The following is a 24,470-nucleotide window of genomic DNA, read 5'->3' as shown; positions in this document are numbered from 1 at the left end:
CAACTGACCTGGGCGCCAGAAACAAGCGTTCCATCGGGCCGGGATCAACCTGGCCCGGCTTCAACACGCCGGTGGTGCGGGGTTCTGACCCATCTCTGCACCAGTCCCTACCGGTTCATTCATTTCAAATCGGGTCGCTCAACTTAACTGGAGAAGCATCATGGCAGTGGACATGTTCATCAAGATTGGTGATATCAAGGGCGAGTCGAAAGACGAAAAACACGCCGACGAAATCGACGTGCTGGCCTGGAGCTGGGGCCTGTCCCAGTCCGGCTCTGCCCATTCGGGCACGGGCGCTGGCGCCGGCAAGGTCAATGTGCAGGACATCTCGCTGACCAAGTGGGTGGACTCCAGCTCGACCGCCCTGATCGTGGCCGCCTGCAAGGGCACCCACATCAAGGAAGCCAAGCTGACCGTGCGCAAGGCTGGCGACAAGCCCCTCGAGTACATCAAGATCACGCTGACAGACGTGCTGGTGTCTTCGGTGCAGACCGGTGGTTCGGGTGGTGAAGACCGCCTGACCGAAAACGTCGTGCTGAACTTCGCCAAGTTCAAGGTCGAGTACACCATCCAGACCAAGGAAGGCGGCGCAGGTGCCACTTCCACGGCTGCATGGGACATCCCCGCCAACAAGCCGCAAGGTTGATAGCGCGCTGAGCCAGGCTACCGACAGACGCAGGAGCAAGCCATGTCCCTATCCGACATGTTCCTCAAGATCGAGGGCACCAAACAGGGCCCGATCAAGGGAGATTCGACCGTGGCAGGTCACCTCGACGAGATCGAGGTGATCGGCTGGAACTGGGGCATGGACGTGTCCGCTGCGTCTTTCGGTGGCGGCTCGGCCCGCACCACCTTGCAGGAGATGGTGGTGCGCAAGCGGGTCGACCGCTCGTCCACCGGCCTGATGTCGGCGTTGCGTAACAACGAACCGCTCAAGGCGGTGACCTTGAGCGTGCGCAAGGCCGGCGGCACGGCCGCTGTGGACTACCTCAAGATCAAGATGGAAAAGGCGCGGCTGATGTCGCACAAGATCGCCTCTGTGGGCGACGAGTTGCCCGAGATCCACGAGGAGTTGCGCATTGCCTTTTTCAAGGTGTGTGTGGAATACCAGGTGCAGACGGCCGCTGGTGGCAGCGGCGGCGCCAGCACCTTTGAAACCGAAATCACCCCGGGCTGATCGCCCCAGGAACCCAAACCATGAACACGGTTGAAGCAGCTGAACAGGCACTCAAACTGGGCGATCTGACGCAGGCCTTGCAGTACCTGCAGGAGGGCGTGCGCGCACAACCGACGCACCCCAAGCTGCGCATCTTCCTGTTCCAGTTGCTGGCGGTGGATGGGCAGTGGACGCGTGCCATGAACCAGCTCAGCGTGTGCGGTGAGCTCGATGCCGGCACGCTGGCCATGGTCAACACCTACCGCGAGGCCATCAAGTGCGAAGCCTTGCGCGACGCCGTGTTCAACGGCCAGACCACGCCCATGGTTTTTGGCCAGCCCCAGGCCTGGGTGGCGCACCTGGTGGAGGCCGTGCAGGCCGATGCCCGCGGTGACCATGCCCTGGCCAAACACCTGCGCGAGCAGGCCCTGGAGGCCGCGCCCACCGTGAGCGGCGCCCTCAATGGCGAAGCCTTCGAGTGGGTGGCCGATGCGGACTCGCGTCTGGGCCCGGTGCTCGAAGTCATCATCAATGGCAAGTACGGCTGGCTGCCGTTCTCGTCAGTCGCCTCGATCACCTTCGAGCCGCCCAGCGACCTGCGCGACATGGTCTGGCTGCCTGCCGCGCTGGCGTTCCCCAACGGCGGCGGCACCGTGGCCCTGGTGCCCACGCGTTACGCCCCCATGCCGGAAGGCTCGGACAACCTGGTGCGCCTGTCGCGCCGCACCGACTGGATCGAGATGTCGCCCGGCCAGTACCGCGGTGTGGGCCAGCGCCTGCTGACGACCGACCAGAGCGAGGTCGGCCTGCTGGATGTGCGCACCCTGATCCTCAACGTGGCCAGCGCCGAAGGCGAGGGCGCCGACAAGGCCTCCGGCCAGGCGGCAGCCTGATCCGTTGTTTGAACACGCGAGCAGCAGTCCATGGCCACGACCGACCTGCGTGACCGCCTGCAGCCCGCGCTGCTGGACCGTCTGACCGACGAGCAACCCGATGTCACCCATGATGCGGACGACAAGCGGGTGCTCAACAAGAACCAGTTGCGCCAGGCCGTGCTGCGTGACCTGAGCTGGTTGCTCAATGCGGTGCAGCCGCTGGGCAAGCAGGGGGCCGATGCGCCTTATGCGGCCGACTCCGTATTGAACTACGGCTTGCCGCCGCTGTCGGGGCAACTGGCCTCGAAGGTGGAGGTGCCCACCGTGGAGCAGGCACTGCGCGAGGCCATCCTGCGCTTTGAGCCCCGCATCCTCGAGCACTCGCTGAGCGTCAAGGCCGTGGACGGGGGCGCCATGCTCGACTCGCACAACGTCATCGAATTCGAGATCCGCGGCTTTCTGTGGGCGCAACCGATTCCGCTGGAGTTGCTGCTGCGCACCCAGCTGGACCTGGAGGCCGGGCAGGTCAAGGTGCGTGATGGCAGCCCCGGCACACTGGATGGAGGCCGCCGCTGATGGATCCCGGACTGCTCAAGCTCTACAACCAGGAGCTGGCTCACCTGCGTGAGGTCGGCGCCGAGTTCGCGCGCGAGTTCCCCAAGATCGCTTCCCGGCTGACCATGGACGGCCTGGAGGTGGCCGACCCCTATGTGGAGCGCCTGCTGGAGGGTTTCGCCTTCATGGCCGCGCGCACCCAGCTCAAGCTGGATGCCGAGTACCCGCGCTTCATCCAGCACCTGCTGGAGACGGTCTACCCCAACTTCCTCTCGCCCGTGCCCTCGATGATGGTGGCGCGCCTGCAGCCCGATCTGGCCGACCCGGCGCTGGCCAAGGGCTTCACGGTGCCACGCCACGCGGTGCTGAGCAGCGAGGTGGCGCGCGGGCAGGGCACACGCTGTACTTTCCGCACGGCGCACGAGGTCACCATGTGGCCACTGGAGCTGGTCAATGTCCAGTACTTCAGCCACGCACCCGATCTGCCGCTGGCCCAGTTGCCCGTGGCACGCCAGGTGCGCGGCGGCCTGCGCCTGCGCTTGCGTGTGCAGGGCGGCCTGATGGCCCACCAGTTGCCGGTCGATGCGCTGTCCTTCTACATCAGCGCGCCCGATGAAACCGCCTTGCGCTTGCACGAACTGTTGACCACGGCCACCCTGGGCACCTGGTTGCCGGTGGACGCTGCGCAGGCGCGTGCCCAGTGGGCGCACGCCGACAGCCTGCAGCAGCAAGGCTTTGATGACGATCAGGCCTTGTTGCCCGAAACCCTGCGTGGCTTCTCTGGCCACCGCATGCTGCAGGAGTTCGCGGCCATGCCGCAGCGCCTGATGTTCGTGGAGCTGTCTCAACTGCGGCATCGCATGCAGCGCATCAAGGGCAACGAATTCGAGGTGGTCATCCTCCTGTCCAAGGGCGACGCGGCGCTGGAGTCGCTGGTCGATGCGGGCAGCCTGTCGCTGTACTGCACGCCGGCCATCAACCTTTTCCCCAAGCGCTTGGACCGCATCGCGCTGACCTCCTCGCAGGTGGAGCACCACGTGGTGCCTGACCGCACCCGCCCGCAGGACTTCGAGGTCTACAGCGTTGAGGCCATCACGGGTTACGGCACAGGCCGTGTCGCCGAGCAGGTCTTTCATCCTTTGTACGCGGCCTTTCACATCGAAGGCAGCGAGCACCCGGCCTACTACACGGTGCGCCGCGAGCCCCGCATGCTGTCGCAACGCCAGCGCGAGCAGGGCACACGTTCGTCCTACATCGGCAGCGAGGTTTTCGTTTCGCTGGTAGACCCGGCCAATGCGCCTTACCCCGAAGAGCTGCGCCAACTGGCGGTGTCGGCCATGGTCAGCAACCGCGATCTGCCCATGCTCCTGCCCGGCGCCGGCCAGCGTGATGCCAGCACCGGCTCGCAAGCCTGGGGGCTGGATGCCACCGGGCCCGTCAAGGACGTGCAATGCCTGCGAGGGCCCACGCCCGTGGTGCAGCGCCTGGTGCGGGGCGATGTGGGCTGGTCCCTCATCAGCCAGCTCACGCTCAACTACCTGTCCATCGCCGGTGAAGACCCGCAGAAGGCCGCCGCGGCCCTGCCCAGCTTGCTGAGCCTGCACGGGCCCGAGGGCGATGCGGGCTGGCGCAAGCAGGTCGACAGCATCCGCGCGGTCACGGCGCGGCAGGTGGCGCGCCGTCTGCCCGGGCCGGGGCGCCTGGCCTTTGGATCGGGCGTGCAGATCGATCTGGAACTCGATGACATGGGCCTGCAAGGTACCAGCATCGTGCTGCTGGGCAGCGTGCTGGAGCACTTCTTTGCGCGCCACGCGGCCATCAACAGCTTCACCGAAACGCGCTTGCGCACCGCCTCACGCGGCCTGGTCATGCAATGGGCGCCCCGCATGGGGCAGTCCGCCATCCTGTAAGGGGCCCGGGCCATGAGCACGTCCTTGCCCCCTTCATCCAGCGAGCCCCTGGACGACCTGGCCCCGCCTTCGGTGATGCTGCCCTCGCGCTCGCCCACCGCGGCCAGCTCGCATGATCAGGCGGCCTTGCAGCAACTGTGGGCCGAGCTGGCCCAGGCCCCTTATGCGCACGACCTGTTTCAGGTGCTGCGCCGCGTCCAGGCCCACAACCCCAATGTGCCGCGCCTGGGAGATGCCCTGCGCCCGCGTGATGAAGCCGTGCGCCTGGGGCAGGACCCCGAGCTGGCCTTCGCGCCGGCCAACATCCACTCGTTCACGGCGGGTGAGGGCGCTCCGCCCCGCATCGGGCAACTGGGCTTTGGCCTGTTCGGCCCCATGGGCCCGATGCCCCTGCACCTGACCGAGTACGTGCGCGAGCGCGCCCGCGGCCATGGTGACCCGACCATGATGCACTTTGCCGATGTCTTCCACCATCGTGCCGTGCTGCTGTTCTTCAAGGCCTGGGCGCAGTCCCGCCCCGTGGTGCACCGTGACCGCCCCTGGGACGACGATTTCTCGCGCTGGGTCAGCGCCCTGTTCGGCCAGGCCGGCAAGCCCTTTGCGCAACGCGATGTGCTGCCCGATGACGCCAAGCGCTTGCATGCAGCCGCCTTGTCGCGTGGGCCGCGTAATGCCGAAGGCCTGGTCAAGATCCTCCAAAGCTACTTCGGTGTGAACGTGGCCCTGGATGCCTCGGTCGGCCATTGGCTGGACCTGCAGGACGAAGACCGCAGCCGCTTGCTGCCCAGTACCGCACCGGGGCGCAACACGGCCCTGGGGCAGCGCGCCGTGCTGGGCAAGCGCGTGTGGGATCGGCAGTCCAACTTCCGCCTGCGCATCGGGCCGCTGAGCTACGAGCAGTACCAGCGCTTCTTGCCCGGCCAGCCGGCCCGCAAGGCCTTGCGCGACTGGCTGCGCCAGTACCTGGGACTGAGCCTGTCGTGCGAGATGCAGCTGGTGCTGCAAGGCCACGAAGTGCCCCGCCTGCAGATCGGGCGGCGCTGCGTGCCCCCCACCCCGTCCACCCTCCAGCCAGCCGCCACACCTGTTCGCGGCGGGCAACTGGGCCTGAACGCCTGGTTGGGCCGCCGTGGCCCACATCCTGATCGCGCGGACCTGCGCTTGCGGCTCGAAGCCCACACCCATTGAATTCAAGGAGATCCTCATGGCAGAAATCAGTCGCACCGCCCTGTTTGGCAAACTCAACCCACTGGCCTACAAGGCCATCGAAGGCGCCACGGTCTTTTGCAAGTTGCGCGGCAACCCCTATGTCGAGCTGCAGCACTGGTTTGCGCAGATCCTCAACAACCAGGACTCCGACCTGCATCGCATCATCCGGCAGTACGAGCTGGACACCTCGGCCCTGACGTCCGACCTGACCGCCTCGCTGGACCGCCTGCCGCGCGGCGCCTCGTCCATCACCGACCTGTCCACCTTCGTCGAGAACGCCGTCGAGCGCGCCTGGGTGTACGGCTCGCTGATGTTCAACGACCGCCAGGTGCGCACCGGCTACCTGGTCATCGGCATGCTCAAGACACCCACCTTGCGCAATGCCTTGATGACCATCTCCAAGCAGTTCGAGCGCATCAAGCTCGATGACCTGATCGACAACTTCGCCAGCTTCCTGGCCACCTCGCCCGAAGCAGCCCAAGGCGCCACCGAATCCGGCGGTGTGCCCGGTGAAGCCAGTGATGCCATTGCGCCTGCGGCCATGGGCAAGCAGGAAGCCCTCAAGCGCTTCACCAGCGACCTGACCGAGCAGGCCCGTGGCGGCAAGATGGACCCCATCGTGGGCCGCGACGACGAGATCCGCCAGGTGGTCGACATCCTGATGCGCCGCCGCCAGAACAACCCCATCCTGATCGGCGAAGCCGGTGTGGGCAAGACGGCCGTGGTCGAAGGTTTTGCCCAGCGCATCGCCCGTGGCGACGTGCCGCCCTCGCTCAAGGACGTGTCCCTGCTGACGCTGGACGTGGGCCTGCTGCAGGCCGGCGCCAGCATGAAGGGCGAGTTCGAGCAGCGCCTGCGCTCGGTCATCGACGAGGTGCAGGCCTCGCCCAAGCCCATCATCCTGTTCATCGACGAAACCCACACCCTGGTGGGTGCGGGCGGTGCCGCCGGCACGGGCGATGCGGCCAACCTGCTCAAGCCTGCCCTGGCCCGTGGCCAGTTGCGCACCATCGGCGCCACCACCTTTGCCGAGTACAAGAAGCACATCGAGAAAGACCCGGCACTGACCCGGCGCTTTCAGAGCATCACGGTCGACGAGCCCGACGAGCCCAAGGCCCTCTTGATGATGCGCGGCGTGGCCTCCACCATGGAAAAGCACCACAAGGTGCAGATCCTGGACGAGGCCCTGGAAGGCGCCGTCAAGCTCTCGCACCGCTACATCCCAGCGCGCCAGCTGCCCGACAAATCCGTCAGCCTGCTGGACACGGCCTGTGCCCGCGTGGCCGTGAGCCTGCACGCCACGCCCGCTGAAGTGGACGACAGCCGCAAGCGCATCGAAGCCCTGGAGACCGAGCTGGCCATCATCGGCCGCGAAAGCGCCATCGGTGTGGACACCGTGGCCCGCGAGGCCAATGTCCAGCAGATGCTGACCGAGGAACACGCCCGCCTGGACGAGCTGGACAAACGCTGGGAAGCCGAGAAGGCCCTGGTGAACCGCCTGCTGGGCCTGCGTGCCAAGCTGCGCGGCGTGGTCGAGCCGGTAGAGGGCACCAGCAGCGCACTGGAAAAGAAGGTCGAACAGACGGGTGAACAGGCCGCCGCGGCCGAGCTGCACCCCACCTTGACCGAAGCCGAACGCGCCGACGCCATGGCCGAGCTCAAGGCCGTGCAGGCCGAGCTCACCGCCTTGCAAGGCGAGAACCCCCTGATCCTGCCCACCGTGGACTACCAGGCCGTGGCCAGCGTCGTGGGCGACTGGACGGGCATCCCCGTGGGCCGCATGGCCGCCAACGAGATCGAGACCATCCTCAACCTGCCCAAGGCCCTGGCACAGCGCGTGATCGGCCAGGACCACGCCATGGAGATGATCTCCAAGCGCATCCAGACCTCGCGTGCCGGCCTGGACAACCCCAACAAGCCCATCGGCGTGTTCATGCTGGCCGGCACCTCCGGCGTTGGCAAGACCGAGACCGCACTGGCCCTGGCCGAAGCCATGTATGGTGGCGAACAGAACCTCATCACCATCAACATGAGCGAGTACCAGGAGGCGCACACCGTGTCCACGCTCAAGGGCGCGCCTCCGGGCTACGTCGGTTATGGCGAGGGCGGGGTGCTGACCGAGGCCGTGCGCCGCAAGCCCTACAGCGTGGTGCTGCTCGATGAGGTCGAAAAAGCTCACCACGACGTGCACGAGATCTTCTTCCAGGTCTTCGACAAGGGCTGGATGGAAGACGGCGAAGGCCGCGTCATCGACTTCAAGAACACCCTGATCCTGCTGACCACCAACGTGGGCACCGAGACCATTGACGCGCTGTGTTCGGACCCCGAACTGCGCCCCGATCACGAAGGCATGGCCAAGGCCCTGCGCGCACCGCTGCTCAAGGTCTTCCCGCCGGCGCTGCTGGGCCGCATCGTGACCATTCCCTACTACCCGCTGACCGACGAGGTGCTGGGCCTGATCGCCAAGCTCCAGATCGGCCGCATCAAGAAGCGCGTCGAGCAGCGCTACAAGGTGCCCTTCACCTACACGGAAGACGTCATCAAGCTCATCTTGTCGCGCTGCACCGAGACCGAATCCGGTGGCCGCATGATCGACGCGATCCTGACCAACACCATGCTGCCCGATGTGTCGCGCGCCTTCCTCAACCGCATGCTGGAAGGGCATCCCATTGACAGCGTCAGCGTGGACGCCAAGGACGGCCAGTTCGTCTACCACTTTGACTGAGTCGCGCAGCAGGAGTAGTTTTCATGGCGACATTCACTGTCTATTGCCACGGCACGGGCTTCAACAGCGTCAAGGGGCGTGAGAAGGGTGAGTTGGTGGCCTGGTTCCACGACCACACCGAGGGTGGGATGGCCCAGCTGCAAGGCTCGCTGGTCACGCCCGGCAGCTACATGATCAACGAAGGCCCGGGCCATGGTGGCTCGGGCGGCATCGCCCTGGCCCAGCAGGTCAACCCCATGACGGGCGACGCCAAGACCGATCGCACCTGGGGCCAGCGCCTCAACCCCTTCACCTCGCCCTCGTTCGCCGACCATGCCAAGGGCAATACCGGCGGCAAGACCAAGGTCGCCCCCGATCTCAAAGGCAAGCTCGCCGGGGCCGGCTGGGACGAGAACGTGCTGCGTACCGTCAACATCATCCAGGACCTGCAGTTCGAAAAAGGCCTGGGCATTGACCGGGTCAACCTGGTGGGCTGGAGCCGCGGCGCGGTGACCTGCATCCGCATTGCCCACAAGATGTACGAGGTGTTCGGCGACTCGATCGAGTGCAACATCTTCGGTGTGGACCCGGTGGCCGGCATGGACGCGGGCTTGAAGATGATCGACACGCAGGTGCTGCAGCCCAATGTGCGCCGCTATGTGGGCATCCTGGCCATGCACGAAATGCGCGAGAGCTTCAAACCGCAGGACTGGAGCCGCCTGGCGCTGGACCCACAGAACACCACGGCCATCTTGCTGCCCATGCCCGGCGTGCACAGCGCGCAGGTCATCCCCAGCAACCCGGTGGACTCGGCCTACATCACCCGCAACCTGGCTTGCGCGCTGCTGCGCGACTGGGGCAGCCGCATCAGCACCACGCCTTATGGCCACCTGAACACGCCCGCCGAGATGTGCGAGGCCTATGGCCGCCTGGTGCTGTCCCTGTCAGAGCACAGCAGCTACCAGACCAAGGGCATCGGCAACCGTGCCATGGGCCTGGGCCTGCGCCGTCGGGATTTCGCCAAGCATTCCAAGATGGACACCTACACGCGTGGTGGCAAGGAAAGCTACTGGATCAACGAGCACCACCGCGCCTGTTTCCGCGCCGCTTATGGCCCGGCTTACCAGGCCATCTTCGAGAGCACGGGCCACGGCCAGCGCTCGCTCAGCGAGGTCGACCCGCAGCTGTCGCGCGCCCTGGTCAACCGCCCCGCGACCAAGGCCTCGCTGATGGCCAAGGGCCTGCTGGTGGACTACCCCGCCTACCTCATCGAGCTGGGTGGCGGGCGTTACGCCAAGGACGTCGCCGCGATCGCCTGGCCCGATGCCTTCCCGCTGAACGCATGAGTTCGTCCGGATTCAGTCCTATCCCAGCATGATCAGCTACTACCAACTGGGCGCCGACAAGCGGCTCAATGAGATCGTGATGGCCGGCAGCCACGACGCCGGCATCACCAGCGGTGCATCCAACGTGCAGACGCAGGACCTCGACATCCGCGGCCAGGCCGAAGCCGGCGTGCGTGTGTTCGACCTGCGCATCGCCGCCCAAACCATCACGGGCATCGGCGGCAAGGACGCCATGCTGCGGTCCTTCCACGCCGATGGCATCCTCAAGAAGGACGAAACCAAGTCCCGCTTCGTGATGGACGTGGGCCGCCAGGAAGACATCACCCGCACCAAGCTGCGTGGCGGCGCCTTTGGCCTGGGGCTCACGCGCATGCTGGCCGAAGCCCGCGGCTTCGTGCAGGCCCACCCCGACGAGTTCCTGATCCTCAAGTTCGACAAGTGCAGCAACTGGGCACTGATCGCCGAGACCTGCGTCAACGACCTGGGCGCCTTCATCTACAAGGGCACCGGCAACCTCAATACCAAGACCCTGCGCGACCTGCGTGGCAAGGTCATCGTGCTGTTCACCTCCGACGGCATCATGGCCGTGCGCAAGCAGTTCCCCGTCAACAGCGGCATCCTGGGCATCCGCAACCTGTACGCCAAGGATGGCGGCAAGACCTACTTCCCGGCCTATGACGGCCTGCAGTACTTCGGCAAGGGCGGCACCTCGGTGGCCAAGCCTTTTGGCAAGGTCGGCCAGAACGAGCGCAAGCAGGCCAAGCTGATGAAGCAGGGTGGGGGCAGCAACCCCGACGTCATGGGCATGATGTACTGGACCAGCACCGGCATCCTGGAGAGCATCAAGGACCGCAATGACCTGATGTGGTCAGGCTCGAACGTGGCCGCGCTCAAGCGCATGTGGAAGAAGGGCCTGTCGGACGCCATCGACGCGCGCATCGCCAACCACGTGGACCCGACCGCCCATGCCTTCGGCAATGTGCTCAAGGCCTTCATGCCCAATATCGTGATGATCGACTTTGCCGATGCGAGCAAGTGCAAGACCATCTACGAGCTCAACCACGTGGCCGCCACGGCCCTGACCGACGCCGCCCGGGCGCTGGACGACGAAATCCAGCAGCTGCAGGCCAATTACGCCCAACTGCAGCAAAACGTCCGCCACCGCGGCGGCCGGCTTGCCTGAAACCGGCGCCGCCCTGGCGTGACTTTGGTCGCTTGGCCGATTTGACGCCTTGCGCTCCACTGGCGGGATGATCCGGGCTGCCATCAGCCCCCGCCAGAGGAGATTGCGCCCATGAACCAAGCCACCGCCCAGACCGACGCGTCGACCGGCGCCCCGAACAACGAGCCGAACAACGAACCGCAAGAGGTCACCTTCGACGACGCCCTGCAGATGGCGGTCCAGCTGCATCGCAACAACCAGCTCGAAGGCGCCGTGCAGCTCTACCAGCGCCTGCTGGACGCCGTGCCCGGTCACCCGGACGTGCTGCACCTCATGGGCATGGCCCGCCACCAGATGGGCCAGTCCGACGAGGGCGTGAGCCTGATCGAACGCGCCATCGAGGTCGAGCCCAATTACGCTGGTTACTTCAACAACCTGGGCAACATCTACATGGGCCGCGGCGAGGTGCTCAAGGCGCTGGGCGCCTACCAGCAGGCCGTCGAGCTGGACCGTGACAACGCCGACCTGCACAACAACCTGGGCGCGCTCTACAAGGCCCAGCGCCAGTTCGACGAGGCCCACGCGTCTTACGAGCGCGCCATGCAGCTCAACCCGGCGCACGTCAGTGCCCACAACAACATGGGCCTGCTGTACGCCGAAAAGGGCGACCGCACCGGCGCCATCACCTACTACATCAAGGCGCTGGAGCTGCTGCCCGGTGATTCTTCCGCGCGCCGCCTGCTGGGCACCACCTACTACGCCATGGGCCGCATTGCCGACGCCGGCGAGGTCTACCGCCAGTGGCTGGAGCAAGAGCCCGAACACCCCACGGCGCGCCACATGTACGCCGCCTGCACCGGCCAGGGCGTGCCCGAGCGTGCCCCGGACGACTATGTCGAGCAGGCCTTCGACCACTTTGCCGAGAGCTTCGAGTCGGTGCTCAACGAGCGCCTGAACTACCAGGCTCCCCAGCTGTGCGCCGACATGCTGGCCCGCCACCTGCCGCCGCCCCAGCACCAGTTCGTGATGCTGGACGCCGGTTGCGGCACCGGCCTGTGCGGACCCCTGATGGCCCCCTGGGCCAAGGCGCTGGCCGGCGTGGACCTGTCCAAAGGCATGCTGGACCGCGCCCAGACCAAGGGCGTCTACAGCGACCTGTACAAGGCCGAGCTGACCGAGTTCCTGACGCTCTCGCCCCGCCAGTGGGACGTGGTGCTGTCGGCCGACACCCTGTGTTACTTCGGTGACCTGGGCAAGGTCATCCAGGAGGCGGCGACCTCGCTCAAGCCGGGCGGCACCCTGATCTTCACGGTGGAAGCCCTGCCCGACGAGGCCGAGCTGGCGCACCAGATCCAGCCCCACGGCCGTTATGCCCACCACCAGCAGCACATCGTCGAGGTGCTGAGCGCCGCCGGCCTGAGCCTGCTGGACATGGACGGCGTCATCCTGCGCGAAGAGGGCGGCAAGTCGGTCAATGGCTGGCTGGTGGTGGCGCGGCAACTGGCCTGATGGCCGGCATCCAAGGTGCGGCAGGCGGGTGACTTTGGTCGCTTTGCCTGGCTGCCCGACTGAGGTCCACTAAGGCACCATGGCGACCCAAGCACCCATCACGCTCAGCTCCCCCCTGCCCGCAGCCGACCTGTTCCTCGAATCGATGAACGTGTCGGAGGGCTTGAGTCAGCTGGGCGGCATGCAGCTCAACCTGTTGAGCGAAAAATCCACCCTGGCCCCCAAGGACCTGCTGGGCAAACCCGTGACCGTCACCCTGCACCTGCAGGATGACGAAAAGCGCTTTTTCCACGGTTACGTCACCCGCTTCGGCCTGGGCACGCCCCGTGGCCGCTACTTTGCCTACCAGGCCGAGGTCCGCCCCTGGTTGTGGTTCCTCACTCGCACCAGCGATTGCCGCATCTTCCAGGAGATGTCCGTCCCCGACATCGTCAAGAAGGTGTTCGACGACCACGCCAGCGTGGCCCAGGTCAAGCTCAAGCTGTTCCGCAGCTACCGCCCCTGGACGTATTGCGTGCAGTACCGCGAAAGCGATTTCCAGTTCGTCACCCGCCTGCTCGAGCGCGAGGGCATTTACTGGTACTTCGAGCACACCGACGGCAAGCACGAACTGGTGCTGATGGACTCGCTCAGCGCCCATGACCCCATCACCGGCGCCAGCACCGTTCGCTACATCGAAGACCCCAGCAACGCGCCGCCGGACCAGGAATACATCTCGAACTGGACCTTCAGCCAGGAGGTCAAGACCGGCAAGATGGTGCTGACCAGCTACGACTTCGAGCGCCCCTCGACCTCGCTGCAGGTCGACGCCAGCCTGAGCCGCTCGCACGACCAGGCATCGGCAGAGCGTTTTGATTTCCAGGGCGACTACATCCAGTCGGCCGATGGCAAGCAGTTCGCCGAAGACTGGCTTGACGAGGTCCAGGCCCGCCATCACCGCCTGGAGGGGGCGGGCAATGCCATGGGCCTGGAGGCCGGCCGCACCTTCACCCTGGCCAAACACCCGCGTGAAGACCAGAACGCCCAGTACCTGCTGACCAGCGTGAAGATCCAGGCCCAGGTGGCCGTGTTCGACGCAGGCGAGAGCGGCAGCCAGTACAAGGTCAGCTTCGAGGCCATCCCCGCATCCCAGCAGTTCCGCCCACCGCGCCACACGCCCAAGCCCTTTGTGCAGGGCCCGCAGACGGCGGTGGTGGTCGGCCCCGGTGGAGAGGAAATCTTCACCGACAAGTACGGCCGCGTCAAAGTGCAGTTCCACTGGGATCGGCTGGGCCAGAAGGATGAGAAGAGTTCGTGCTGGGTGCGTGTGTCACAGCCCTGGGCCGGCCAGAACTTCGGCTTTGTGCACATCCCGCGCATCGGCCAGGAGGTGGTGGTCGACTTCCTCGAAGGCGACCCGGATCAGCCCTTGATCACCGGCCGCATCTACAACGCGCAGCAGATGCCCCCGTGGGATCTGCCTGCCAACGCCACGCAGTCCGGCGTGCTCTCGCGCTCGTCCAAGGGTGGCGCCTACGGCAATGCCAATGCCCTGCGCTTCGAGGACAAGAAGGGCAGCGAGCAGGTCTGGCTGCATGCCGAGAAGAACCAGGACATCGAGGTCGAGAACGACGAGACCCATTGGGTGGGCCACGACCGCACCAAGACCATCGACAACGACGAGACTGTGCACGTCAAGCACGACCGTACCGAGACGGTGGACAACAACGAGACGATCACCATCGGTGTGGACCGCAAGGAAAAGGTCGGCAGCAACGAGACGATCGACATCGGCGCCAACCGCACGGAAACCGTGGGGGCCAACGAGAAGATCACCATTGCAGCCAACCGCACCGAATCGGTCGGCGCCAACGAGTCGATCACCATTGCTGCGAACCGCAGCATCACCGTGGGCAGCAGCGAAACGGCCACCGTGGCCATGCAGCGCACGCACACGGTCGGCATCAACGAGACCATCGCCATTGGTGCGGCGCAGGAAGTGGCCATTGGTGCCGCGCAGTCCATCAACGTGGGCGCCAACCAGTCGACCAATGTGGGTGCGAGCCAGAGCCTCAATGTGGGCTCGGGCCAGACCATCAGTGTGGGCGCGGATCAGAAGACCACGGTGGGTGGGGCCCAGAACGTCAGCGTGGGCAAGGCGCGCAGCACATCGGTGGCCGAAGACGACTCGCTCAAGGCGGGCAAGAACGTCGTCATTGATGCCGGCGATTCGGTCACCATCAAGACGGGCAGTGCCAGCATCACGATGAAGAAGGACGGCACGATCACCATCAAGGGCAAGGACATCACCATCGATGGCAGCGGCAAGATCAATGTCAAAGCCAGCAGCGACGTGGTGATCAAGGGCTCCAAGGTGGGCGTTAACTGAAACCCACGGGGCAAGCAACCATGAACGCGATGACCGACCCCTTCATGTCGCAGGAGTCTTTGGCGCCCTTGACGCAGTCAGCGTCTCGCGACGCCGACTTCAGCCGCCTGGAGCAACGCCCCGCCACCCTGGCCGCCACTGGCCACGTGACGCCCGCTGAACCTATCCTTGCGCCTGCCGTGGGGCGACTGCAAGGCTTTGACCTGTTGGATCAGCCTCTCGTGACCGGGCTGGCAGCCTTGCCTGGCGAGGTGCTGGTCGCCCGTGCGGCCACACCGCTTCGCCATGGCATGGTTGGCCATGAAGTGGTCGTCTGCTTCGAGAACGGTGATCCGCGGAAACCCATCATCATGGGGGTGCTGCAACTCGGGCCATTGCAAGAGACGCCCGCCGTGCAAAACACGCAGGACGCACCGGGCTTGCAGGTGCTCGCCGATGGCGAGCGCCACACCATCCAGGCCGAGCGCGAGATCGTCCTGCGCTGTGGCGATGCCAGCATCACCCTGACCCGCGCAGGCAAGGTCATCATTCAAGGCAACTACATCTTGAGCCGCTCGACCGGCTACAACAAGATCAAGGGTGCCGCCATCGACATCAACTGAGCGGGCGATCGGCTGGCTATGTGGCAGATCGAGAACCGCACCCCCTTTGCCGCCGAACGAGGCTGGGTGCGTGACCGCGACGGTGCGGAAGTGTGGCTGGTGGCCGTGAAGGCCACCTTCGACATCCTTCCTGACGGCGGCACCGTGCCCAGCTCGGTGCAACCACCCGTGTTGCGCGTGGCCGAGCACCACGGCGAGCCAGGGCACAGCAGCATCAAGTACGAAGCCGATCTGGTGCTGACCAAACGCACCACCGACATCATCGTGGTGGGCCATGCGCATGCGCCGGGCGGTGTGCCAGCCAAGGAGCTTGACGTGGGCTTCAAGGTCGGTCCTGTGCAGAAGATGCTGCGCGTGTTCGGGGATCGGCACTGGGGTGCCTTCGGGGCCACTGGCGCGGAGCCCTTCGTGAAGATGCCGCTGGTCTATGAACGGGCCTATGGCGGCGTGGATCGCCAGTCCGGCAGCCCCGACAAGGACTGGGAGTGGCGCAACCCCGTGGGTACCGGTTTCGCTGTGTCGGGCGGCAACGCCACCGGGCTGGCCCTGCCCAACGTGGAGCATCCCGACGACCTGATCGGCTCGTGGCGCGACCGACCGGCCCCGGCCGGATTTGGTGTGGTGGCCAGCCATTGGCAGCCGCGTGCGGGATGGGCTGGTACGTATGACGAGCGCTGGATGAAGACCCGGCAGCCCTTGCTGGCCGAAGACCTGGACGATCGGTTCTTTCAGTGTGCGCCAGCCGACCAGCAGGCGCCAGATTTCCTGCTGGGTGGCGAGCCCGTGGTGCTCTTGCGCATGGCGCCCGGCGGCGGTGACTTGCGCTTTAACCTGCCTCGTCTTCACCTGGGCTTCGAGACCCGGTTCACCGATGGCAGTCGCGAGATCCACAAGCAGCGGCGCCTTCACACCGTGATTCTCGAGCCCGACTTCCCGCGCGTGTCCTTGGTCTGGCACACCGCCTTGCCGTGCCACTTCAAGGTTCAGAAGCTGGAGCGTACCGTCGTGACTTTGAAGACCTCGCTGAATGCCGCGCAGCCTGCAGGTGCCGAGGCCATGGTGGACGGATCCTGATCATGAGGGAGGCCGTCTACATCGTCGCCATGGGCGCCCGCACCCCGCTGGGCAACGACGCCTGGTCCACGGCAGCGGCTGTGCGCGCGGGCATCAGCGCCTTCTCGCAGCACCCTTACATGATCGACACGGCGGGCCAGCCCATGCGCGTGTCGATGTCACCTTCGATTGATCCAGCCCTGCAAGGCGTGCAACGGTTGGAGGTTTTGTTGTATCCGGCGATCGAACAGGCTCTTCGACCGCTGTCGACCGGTGGCCATCCAGCACCGCGCATGGCGCTGGCGCTGGCGGTGTCTTCCCCGCGTGCGGGCGTTTCTGCGCAATGGCCGCAGCAACTGCTGCAAGGCATCCAACAACGGCATGCGAGGCAGTTTCAGGCGGCTGCGGTGTTTGCGGCGGGGCATGCCTCGGCGCTGTTGGGCGTGAACGCGGCCTGCGCCAAGCTGCGCCAGGGCGAGTTGGATGCTTGCCTTGTGGCAGGCGTGGACAGCCATCTCGAACCGGAGACGCTCGAAGCCCTGGAGGCCGATGACCAGCTCCATGGTGCTGGCCCCTTGAACAACGCATGGGGTTTCATTCCCGGCGAAGCAGGCGCTGCCATCCTGCTGATGCGCGAGTCCGTGGCCCGCGAGCGCGGGCTGGTGCCATTGGCCACCGTGCTTGGCACCGGCGTGGCCAGCGAACCCAAGCGGATCAAGACGGAGACGGTCTGTCTGGGCGAAGGGTTGACGCTCGCTTGTGGTCAGGCGTTGACGGCACTGCCCGCGGGGTATCGGGTCAGCGACATCTATTGCGACATGAATGGCGAACCCTACCGCGCCGACGAGTACGGGTTCACGGCTTTGCGTCTCAAGGAGCATTTTGAATCGGCCAGCGATTTCGTGGCTCCGGCAGATTGCTGGGGCGACTTGGCTGCTGCCGGCGGCGTGTTGCACCTGATCCTGGCCTGTGCCGCCAATACCAAACGGTATGCGCGCGGGCCGCTGGCCTTTGTCTGGGCCAGCTCTGAAGGTGGCGAGCGGGCCGCCGTGTTGATGGCGGCCGCACAGACCGTGCAACAACAGGCTGCCTGACAACCGACCAGGGAGCGATCTGATGCCAGTCACGGTCAAGGTCAACGGTACGGTCAACTCCCTCGTCCACAAGGGCAGCAACCATTTCTCGATGGCGACGATACCCGACGTGTGCAAGACACCGTCGCCGGGCGGCCCCATCCCGCTGCCTTACCCGAACGTGTCCATGTCCAACAGCCTGGCCAAGGGCACGACGACCGTGAAGGCCGACGGCGGCAACATGATCGCCGTCAAGGGCTCGGAGTTCTCCATGAGCCAGGGCGACGAGCCCGGCACGGCGGGGGGGGTCAAGTCCAGCACCTTCAAGAAGGAGTCCACCTGGATCCTCTACTCCTTCGACGTGAAGATGGACGGCAAGAACGCCTGCCGGCTCACCGACAAGAAGTTCCAGAACCATGAAAACACGGTCGACATGATGGGCGCGGGTGGTGCACCGGTGCCCATCACCGCTGCGGAAAAAGCCTTGCAGAAGATGGTGTGCGATTGTGATGACGAGGAAGACAAGAAGACACCCAACGAAACCGATTGCATGGCGCTGGGCGATCGCAAGCACACGTGCGTCGACAAGAAGATCCAGAAGCACAATGAGCAGGGCAAGAAGCCGACCTTGGGCAACGAGGCCGGCTGGACGGCCGACAACCCGCCTGTGATGATCCCCTTCGAGCGCAAGCAGACCTTTCGCTCGGTGCGGCGCGGTACGGACTGGCCCGATGCCGTGTCCTTCGACGCCAATGGCGATCCGGAGCAAATCTTTGACTTCAAGTTCAAGTGCCCGTCGTCCACCTACCCGGGCGAGCCGGCCTGGGGGCGCAAGCGCGACGGGACCTCGCAGAAGACGGCATACCAGAATCTCACGCGGCGCTGGGGGAAGGATCCAAAGCGGTTTCCGCCCCGTAAGATATCTAACACCAACTGCTGACAGACGCAGTCAAAAGACAAGGGATGGCGAGCCTGACCATGAACCTCGATCACTTGATCGCCAAAACTCGCAAAGGCTATTGCCTGGCCAGGCCAACGCTGAGCGTGTTCCTTTACAGTGACGTGCCGGTGCACCAGCTTGGGCCCCATGCGGCCGCTGCCATTGAGGCCTACATCCAGTTCATCGGCGCCGATGTGCTCAAGGTCTGCGTGGGCAACAACGGCGAGTTGCGCCCGTTGACGGCGCGCAAGGTGGCCAAGGACCTGAAGCAGTTGCGCCAGTTTCCCGCCGAGCTGGCAGCGGCCTGGATCGAGTACGACGCCGATCCCCAGGGCTGGGTGGGCGATTTCGGGCTGCTGCTGTATGCGACGAATTTTGCCGTGGTCGAGCATGGCCCGAGCAGCGACAACCTGCTGCGGCTCGACTTCCCGGCGGCCTTCGCCGAGCAGATTGGCATCGATGCCTTCATCGATTTCCTGCTGCGCCTGGTGAAGTTGTTCCCCATCGAATCAGGCAATGCGGGCTTGACCTTCAAGCGCACCTCCTGGACGGAGGGGACGGCCACGGAACACGTCAACCGACTGCTGCCGCGCTATCTGGCTTTCGACCCGTGCTACCAGGACGTCCAGCAGGATCTTCGGGGCCGCACGACCTGGGCGCACTGGATCAACCTGTTGGGCGCTGGCCTGGCCCAGGGGTTGGGCGGCACGGCCCGCATCGCCGCGGCGCTGCCAGGTGCAGACGTGCGCGAACTCCCCGGCGGCGGCTGCTTCATCCGCAACGCCATGCGGCCACCGGTGGGTGACGTCAACCGGCAAGCGCCGGACATCGGGCTGATGCCAGCTTGCGCGCGCCTGCTCCAGCCCACCCGCGTGCGCCTGACAGGCCTGGGTGATCCGGAGTTCGAGCCGGAACCCTGGCTGGCCCGCTTTGACGCCATGCCGGCACGTGACTGGAATCCCGCATGACCGTGGCGCCACCCTTTCCCGTGCGGCTGACGCAGGTGGTGGCGCCTGGTCTGATGGAGGCGCATGTTCATTTCGTGGCGCCACATGCTGTCACCCCCGAGACGATGCAGGCGCTGGCCGGGCTGGCCTCGGCTTTTGCCGTGTTCGGGCATTGGGGTGGGTTCGCCGGCAGTCGTGTGAAGCCTGGGCCGGGCGGCTTCACACTGACCTCCCTTGTGCCAGCCGCCGACGGCAGCTGGCCCTTGCGCTTCACCGATGTCCACGCCGACCCGGGCGTGCTGGGCGTGTTGCTCAAGGCCCTGAGCCGCTTCAGCCTGGATCTGTCCACCATCGAGGCCGTCCACTGCGTGGCCGACGAAGCTTTCGATGCGCAGGGTAATGCGCCATCCAGCTTGGCGCCGCCGCCATTTCCGGTCGAGGACTGGCGTGAGGGCAACCGTTCGATGGTCCTGGAGATCGAGCTTGCCGAACCCACCACACCCGAGTCGCGCCGCCTCGTCAGCGAGGTCTGGGCCGCATGGGCGACGCTGGGTCAATTGGGCGCTTTCAGCGCCGACGACACAGGGTTGGCTTCGGCACAGGTGCTCGTCACCGAACCGCCGCTGTCGCTGGAGGGCGAAATGCGCTTCTTTCACGAACGGCTTCGCATGAGCAGGGCCGGCACACAGTGCCTGGTCAACGCCCTGCACGGCCTGCACGGACGGGCCGTGCACATCGAGGGGGTTGTCCTGGCCTGATGTCTGGTGATGCAGGGCCTCGTGAGTGACCTTCGTTCATTGCCCATTCCAGGGCGCTACGCCACCATGCGCCTTGCATCCCGCCCTCGTGGCGGGCTCGTTTTACTGATCGCACCATCACCAGCAGTCCACCATGCCGGTCACAGTCAAAGTCAACGGCGTCTTCAACTCACTCGTGCACAAGGGCAGCAATGGCATCTCCACGGCCACGGTGCCCGACGTGTGCAAGACGCCGTCGCCTGCCGGGCCGGTGCCGATCCCGTATCCCAATATTTCGCAGTCGGCCATGCTGGCCAAGGGCTCGACCACGGTCAAGGCCGATGGCGGCATGATGATCGCGATCAAGGGCTCGGAGTTCTCGCTGTCCAACGGCGACAACCCGGGCGTGGCCGGCGGGGTCAAGTCGAGCACCTTCATGAAGGAGTCGACCTGGTTGCTCTATTCGATGGACGTGAAGATGGACGGCGCCAACGCCTGCCGCTTCATGGACAAGAAGCTGCACAACCACGAAAACACCGTCAACACGGCGGGCGAACTGCAAGCGCCTGTGCCCATGGTGCCGTCCATGGGCATGGGCCAAAGCGACAAGCCCTGCCCGCATGGCAGCGGTGTGGGCAACCCTGTCAACCCCTTGCTGGGCGCCAAGGTACTGGGCGATGAGCAGGACTTGGACTTTGAATGGCCAGGCGTGTTGCCGCTGGCCTGGCAGCGCACCTACCTGTCATCCAATGAACGCCAGGGCTGGCTGGGGCAGGGCTGGGGCTGTCCACTTGACCTGGACCTTCGCGTGCAGCCCGAGGTTGTCGTCTTCATCGACACCTGGGGCGGGCGCGTGCCTTATCCGCCGCTGGACGTGGGGCAGAGCTGGACCTCACCGGCCGATGCTGCGGTGTTCGCCCGCCCGGATGAGCACACCTATGCGCTGACGCTGCCCGGCGGTCTGCGCCATACCTTTCGCGATGGGCCGCATGGCTGGCAACTGGGCGAGTTGACGGATCGCAACGGCGAGTTTTTGCGCATCACGCGCGATGCGCAAGGGCGCGTCAGCCGTGTCGACAACAGTGCAGGGCGTCGCCTGCACTTCGAGTTCTCGCCTCAAGGCTTGCTGCTGTGTATCCGGGAGCCGCGAGAGGGCGGGGAGCCCATCCAGTGGGTGCGCTACGAATACAACCTCGCGGGTGACCTGACCGCCGTCTTCAACGGGGCCGACCAGCGTGTGCGCGGCTTCGGCTGGCGTGCGCACATGCTGGTGGAACACGTCAACGCCGCGGGCCTGATCTGCCGCTACGAATACGACCGCGAGGCGCCCGATGGCCGCGTGCTGTTGCAGACCGATTCGCTGGGCCGCCGCTGGCGCTTCGACTACCACCCGGGCCACACCCTGGTCACCGATGTGCGCGGCGCTGTGCAGCGCTTCGACTTCGACCGCATGGGGCGCCTGATTGGCTGGACCGACGCCCTGGGCCGCCGCACGCGCCGCTACCTGGACGGCTTCGGGCGGCTGACGGTGCTGGAGTCACCCGCCAAGGCCCGCTCCACCTACGAATACGACGACCAGGGGCGCCTGACCACATTGACCTGGCCCGATGGCACGCAGCAGGCCATGGAGTGGGACGCGGCCACCGGCCTGCGTACCGCCGTCACGGACGAGGCGGGCCAGCGCACCGGCTTCGGGTACGACGAGCGCGGCAACCTGATCACCTACCAGGAGGCAGACGGCACGGCCACCCTTTTCGAGCGCGACGCGCGTGGCCTGGCGGTGAAGATCGTCAACGCCAAGGAGTCCGCTTCGCTGCTGACCTGGACGAAGGACGGCCAACTGGCCAGCTACACCGACTGCTCCGGCCAGCGTACCGCCTACACCTATGACGAGGCCGGCCGGCTCACCTCGATGGTGAACGCGCTGGGCGAGACCACCCGCTACGCCTACGATGCGGCCGGGCACCTGGTCGAGATCACGCAACCCGGCGGCCACGTCGAGCACTACCAGCACGACCTGATGGGGCGCCTCGTGGTGTTCCGCGATGCGGCGGGCCTGACCACCCGCTACGAATGGGCGCCCGACGGCCAGCTCGCCAGTCGGGTCGACACGGGCGGGCGCATGTGGCGCCACGAGTACGACGCCGCCCGCCGGCTGATCGCGCTTGTCAACGAGCAGGGCCGGCGCTACACCTACGAATACGACCAGGCCGACCGCCTCGTCGCCGAGACCAACTTCCACGGCCAGACCGTCCGTTACGAGCTCGATGCCGATGGCCATACCGTGCGCCAGACCGAATGCCCGGACAGCGAAGAGCGCATCGTCACCGACATGGAGCGCGACATCCGCGGACGCCTCAAGCGCCGCGTGCTGTCAGTTGGCGGCGCGGTGCGTCAGGTGTCGGTTTACCGGCATGATGAACTGGGCCGGCTCGTTGAAGGCATCGACGAGAACTCGCGCGTGAGCTTCACCTACGATGCCCTGGGCCGGGTCACCTCCGAAACCGCCTTGCTCAAGACGCCGGATGGCGGGCGCCGTACCATCGCGCTGCAACACGAGATCGACCCGCTGGGCCAGCGCGCCGCCACGGTGCTGCCCGATGGCCGCAAGCTGGCCTATCTCAGCTATGGCTCGGGCCACCTGCACCAGATCAACATCGACGGCCAGGTCATCACCGACATGGAGCGCGATGAACTGCACCGCGAGCGCAGCCGCACGCAAGGCGCGCTCACCAGCCGCCTGAGCTGGGACGAGGCTGGCCGGTGGTCGACGCGTCTGACCGACACCGACGGCGAACTCCGTCGCCGCGAAGCCTTTGAGTTCGATCCCGTGGGGCGCCTGACGCACCATGAACTCGATGGTGTCACCGACCAAGGTGCCGATCGCGCTGACCGCGCAGAGAGCAGCTTCCGCTACGACGAACTGGGCCGGTTGCGCGAGGTGCAGACGCAAGGCGAAGGCGTGCCTTGTCCAAAGGTGGCCGGGGCAGCCGGCCTGCGCTATGCCTTCGATGCGCATGGCCGCGTCACCAGCAAGACCTGGCCCAACGGTGATCACATCGACCTGGCCTGGGATGCGGAGCACCGCCTGCGCCGCGCGTGCGTCCAGCGTGGTGGCCTTACCCAGGAGACCGAGTACCACTACGATGTTTTCGGCCGTCGCATCGCCAAGACGGGCAGTGAGGGCCGCGCGCAAGATTTCCTGTGGGACGGCAACCGGCTGCTGGGCCAGTCCATGGCCGACGGCACGGCGCTGTTCGTCTACGACAAGCCGGACAGCTACACGCCGCTGGCCCAGCTGGCCACGCGACCCGGCCAGGCACCCGACATCCGCCACTACCAGGTTGATCACATCGGTACGCCCTTGCTGCTGAGCGACGATCAAGGCCGCGTGACCTGGCGCAGCGGCGGCCCTGGTGATGGCGTTGACCAACCATTGCGCCATCCCGGTCAGATGCACGATGCCGAGTCCGGCTTGCACTACAACCGCTTCCGCTACTACGATCCGGACTCCGGTTACTATCTCTCCCAAGACCCCATCGGTCTGGCCGGTGGCGAGCATGTGTACCTGTATGCCAACGGCGACCCGGTCAACTTGGCCGACCCGCTGGGCCTGATGGTGACGGACCCGGTCGCCCAGGCCGAGTACAAGGCATACAAGGCGCGCTGCTCCCAGTCCGCGCCGCCGGGCCTTGATCTGTGTGCCCGCAAGCGCTTCGAGTTGTCGCGCAACACCGATTGCCGTGACATGCGTCAGGCCTGGGACGACAAGTGGTTGCCGGGACGTCACCAGCAGGCCATCAACGAACTGGACGCCAGCGTCAAGAAGTTGACCAGCTGGGTTGCCAAGAATTGCCCTTGATCTTGCCTGTGACACTGACATGCCCCGAGACGAAACCCAGCCCGCGACCGAGCACCCGCAAATGACCGAGATGACAGCCCAAGACGTCCTGGCCCGCTACCTGGAAGAGGCCTTGCCCGATTTCGCGGACTTGCCCTCGCTGGACGTCAACCAGCGTGGACGGTTCGAGAGCTGCCCGCTGCACATCGCCGCCACGCGTGGCAGCGCCGAGGAAGTGCAGGCCTTGCTGCGAGGCGGGGCGGACGTGCGTGCCGTCGGCGACATGGGTAACCTGGCCTTGCATGACGCCATCGATGCAGGGAGTTTGCCTGCCGTTCAGCTTTTGCTGGACGCAGGCTCGCCGCTGGACGTGAGCAATGAGTTTGGCCAGACGCCGCTGGCATTGGGCCTGGCATCCGACGATGAGGCCATCCGCCGGCTGTTCGAGGCCCAAGCCGCTCGCGCGGGTGGCTGATCTCAACA

19 protein-coding genes are annotated in these 24,470 nt (G+C 65.7%); all 19 read left to right on the top strand.

What is annotated here, in order from left to right; genetic code table 11:
* Positions 1 to 160 precede the first annotated feature (160 nt).
* Positions 161 to 646, top strand: a complete 486-nt coding sequence (locus HY019_RS00775; RefSeq protein WP_290687568.1) for a type VI secretion system tube protein Hcp — start codon at positions 161 to 163, stop codon at positions 644 to 646.
* 42 nt (positions 647 to 688) lie between these two features.
* The gene (locus HY019_RS00770) at positions 689 to 1,177 is read left to right on the top strand and encodes a type VI secretion system tube protein Hcp (RefSeq protein WP_290687566.1); all 489 of its coding nucleotides are present in this window, start codon (positions 689 to 691) and stop codon (positions 1,175 to 1,177) included.
* 20 nt (positions 1,178 to 1,197) lie between these two features.
* Positions 1,198 to 2,049, top strand: coding sequence for a type VI secretion system accessory protein TagJ (locus HY019_RS00765; RefSeq protein ID WP_290687564.1), 852 nt, complete (start codon positions 1,198 to 1,200; stop codon positions 2,047 to 2,049).
* A gap of 30 nt (positions 2,050 to 2,079) precedes the next feature.
* Positions 2,080 to 2,607, top strand: coding sequence for a type VI secretion system baseplate subunit TssE (gene tssE, locus HY019_RS00760; RefSeq protein WP_290687562.1), 528 nt, complete (start codon positions 2,080 to 2,082; stop codon positions 2,605 to 2,607).
* Entirely contained in the window at positions 2,607 to 4,496 is a 1,890-nt protein-coding gene (gene tssF, locus HY019_RS00755; protein WP_290687560.1) for a type VI secretion system baseplate subunit TssF, read from the top strand. Before tssE ends, tssF begins: the two co-directional genes overlap by 1 nt.
* Before the next feature lie 12 nt (positions 4,497 to 4,508).
* Complete coding sequence (tssG, locus tag HY019_RS00750) at positions 4,509 to 5,684, top strand: type VI secretion system baseplate subunit TssG (RefSeq protein ID WP_290687558.1); 1,176 nt, start codon at positions 4,509 to 4,511, stop codon at positions 5,682 to 5,684.
* 16 nt (positions 5,685 to 5,700) lie between these two features.
* The gene (gene tssH / locus HY019_RS00745; protein WP_290687556.1) at positions 5,701 to 8,430 is read left to right on the top strand and encodes a type VI secretion system ATPase TssH; all 2,730 of its coding nucleotides are present in this window, start codon (positions 5,701 to 5,703) and stop codon (positions 8,428 to 8,430) included.
* Between the two features lie 23 nt (positions 8,431 to 8,453).
* The gene (locus HY019_RS00740; RefSeq protein WP_290687555.1) at positions 8,454 to 9,755 is read left to right on the top strand and encodes a hypothetical protein; all 1,302 of its coding nucleotides are present in this window, start codon (positions 8,454 to 8,456) and stop codon (positions 9,753 to 9,755) included.
* A gap of 28 nt (positions 9,756 to 9,783) precedes the next feature.
* Positions 9,784 to 10,938 carry a hypothetical protein gene (locus HY019_RS00735; protein ID WP_290687554.1) on the top strand — a complete coding sequence of 385 codons (1,155 nt, stop codon included), beginning with the start codon at positions 9,784 to 9,786 and terminating at the stop codon, positions 10,936 to 10,938.
* A gap of 111 nt (positions 10,939 to 11,049) precedes the next feature.
* Positions 11,050 to 12,426 (top strand): tetratricopeptide repeat protein, encoded by a 1,377-nt coding sequence (locus HY019_RS00730; RefSeq protein ID WP_290687553.1) that lies wholly within the window; start codon positions 11,050 to 11,052, stop codon positions 12,424 to 12,426.
* Positions 12,427 to 12,505: 79 nt separating this feature from the next.
* Positions 12,506 to 14,794 carry a type VI secretion system tip protein TssI/VgrG gene (gene tssI, locus HY019_RS00725; RefSeq protein ID WP_290687552.1) on the top strand — a complete coding sequence of 763 codons (2,289 nt, stop codon included), beginning with the start codon at positions 12,506 to 12,508 and terminating at the stop codon, positions 14,792 to 14,794.
* Positions 14,795 to 14,814: 20 nt separating this feature from the next.
* A complete protein-coding gene (locus HY019_RS00720; RefSeq protein ID WP_290687551.1) occupies positions 14,815 to 15,396 on the top strand; it encodes a DUF6484 domain-containing protein in 582 nt (193 codons plus the stop codon).
* An 18-nt stretch (positions 15,397 to 15,414) separates the two neighbouring features.
* Positions 15,415 to 16,470, top strand: a complete 1,056-nt coding sequence (locus HY019_RS00715; protein ID WP_290687549.1) for a DUF2169 domain-containing protein — start codon at positions 15,415 to 15,417, stop codon at positions 16,468 to 16,470.
* Between the two features lie 2 nt (positions 16,471 to 16,472).
* Positions 16,473 to 17,543, top strand: a complete 1,071-nt coding sequence (locus HY019_RS00710; protein WP_290687547.1) for a beta-ketoacyl synthase N-terminal-like domain-containing protein — start codon at positions 16,473 to 16,475, stop codon at positions 17,541 to 17,543.
* Between the two features lie 22 nt (positions 17,544 to 17,565).
* The gene (locus HY019_RS00705) at positions 17,566 to 18,462 is read left to right on the top strand and encodes a DUF4150 domain-containing protein (protein WP_290687546.1); all 897 of its coding nucleotides are present in this window, start codon (positions 17,566 to 17,568) and stop codon (positions 18,460 to 18,462) included.
* Between the two features lie 38 nt (positions 18,463 to 18,500).
* On the top strand, positions 18,501 to 19,430 hold the full coding sequence (locus HY019_RS00700) for a type VI immunity family protein (protein WP_290687544.1): 930 nt from the start codon (positions 18,501 to 18,503) through the stop codon (positions 19,428 to 19,430).
* Entirely contained in the window at positions 19,427 to 20,167 is a 741-nt protein-coding gene (locus HY019_RS00695) for a hypothetical protein (protein WP_290687542.1), read from the top strand. The genes HY019_RS00700 and HY019_RS00695 overlap by 4 nt, the downstream gene beginning before the upstream one ends.
* A 133-nt stretch (positions 20,168 to 20,300) precedes the next feature.
* Complete coding sequence (locus HY019_RS00690; protein WP_290687541.1) at positions 20,301 to 24,008, top strand: PAAR-like domain-containing protein; 3,708 nt, start codon at positions 20,301 to 20,303, stop codon at positions 24,006 to 24,008.
* A gap of 19 nt (positions 24,009 to 24,027) precedes the next feature.
* Positions 24,028 to 24,462, top strand: a complete 435-nt coding sequence (locus tag HY019_RS00685) for an ankyrin repeat domain-containing protein (protein WP_290687539.1) — start codon at positions 24,028 to 24,030, stop codon at positions 24,460 to 24,462.
* Positions 24,463 to 24,470: the final 8 nt, after the last annotated feature.

The sequence above is a fragment of the Aquabacterium sp. genome, from assembly GCF_016195855.1.
GTDB lineage: Bacteria > Pseudomonadota > Gammaproteobacteria > Burkholderiales > Burkholderiaceae_C > Aquabacterium.
This window is presented reverse-complemented; position numbering and strand designations above follow the sequence as displayed.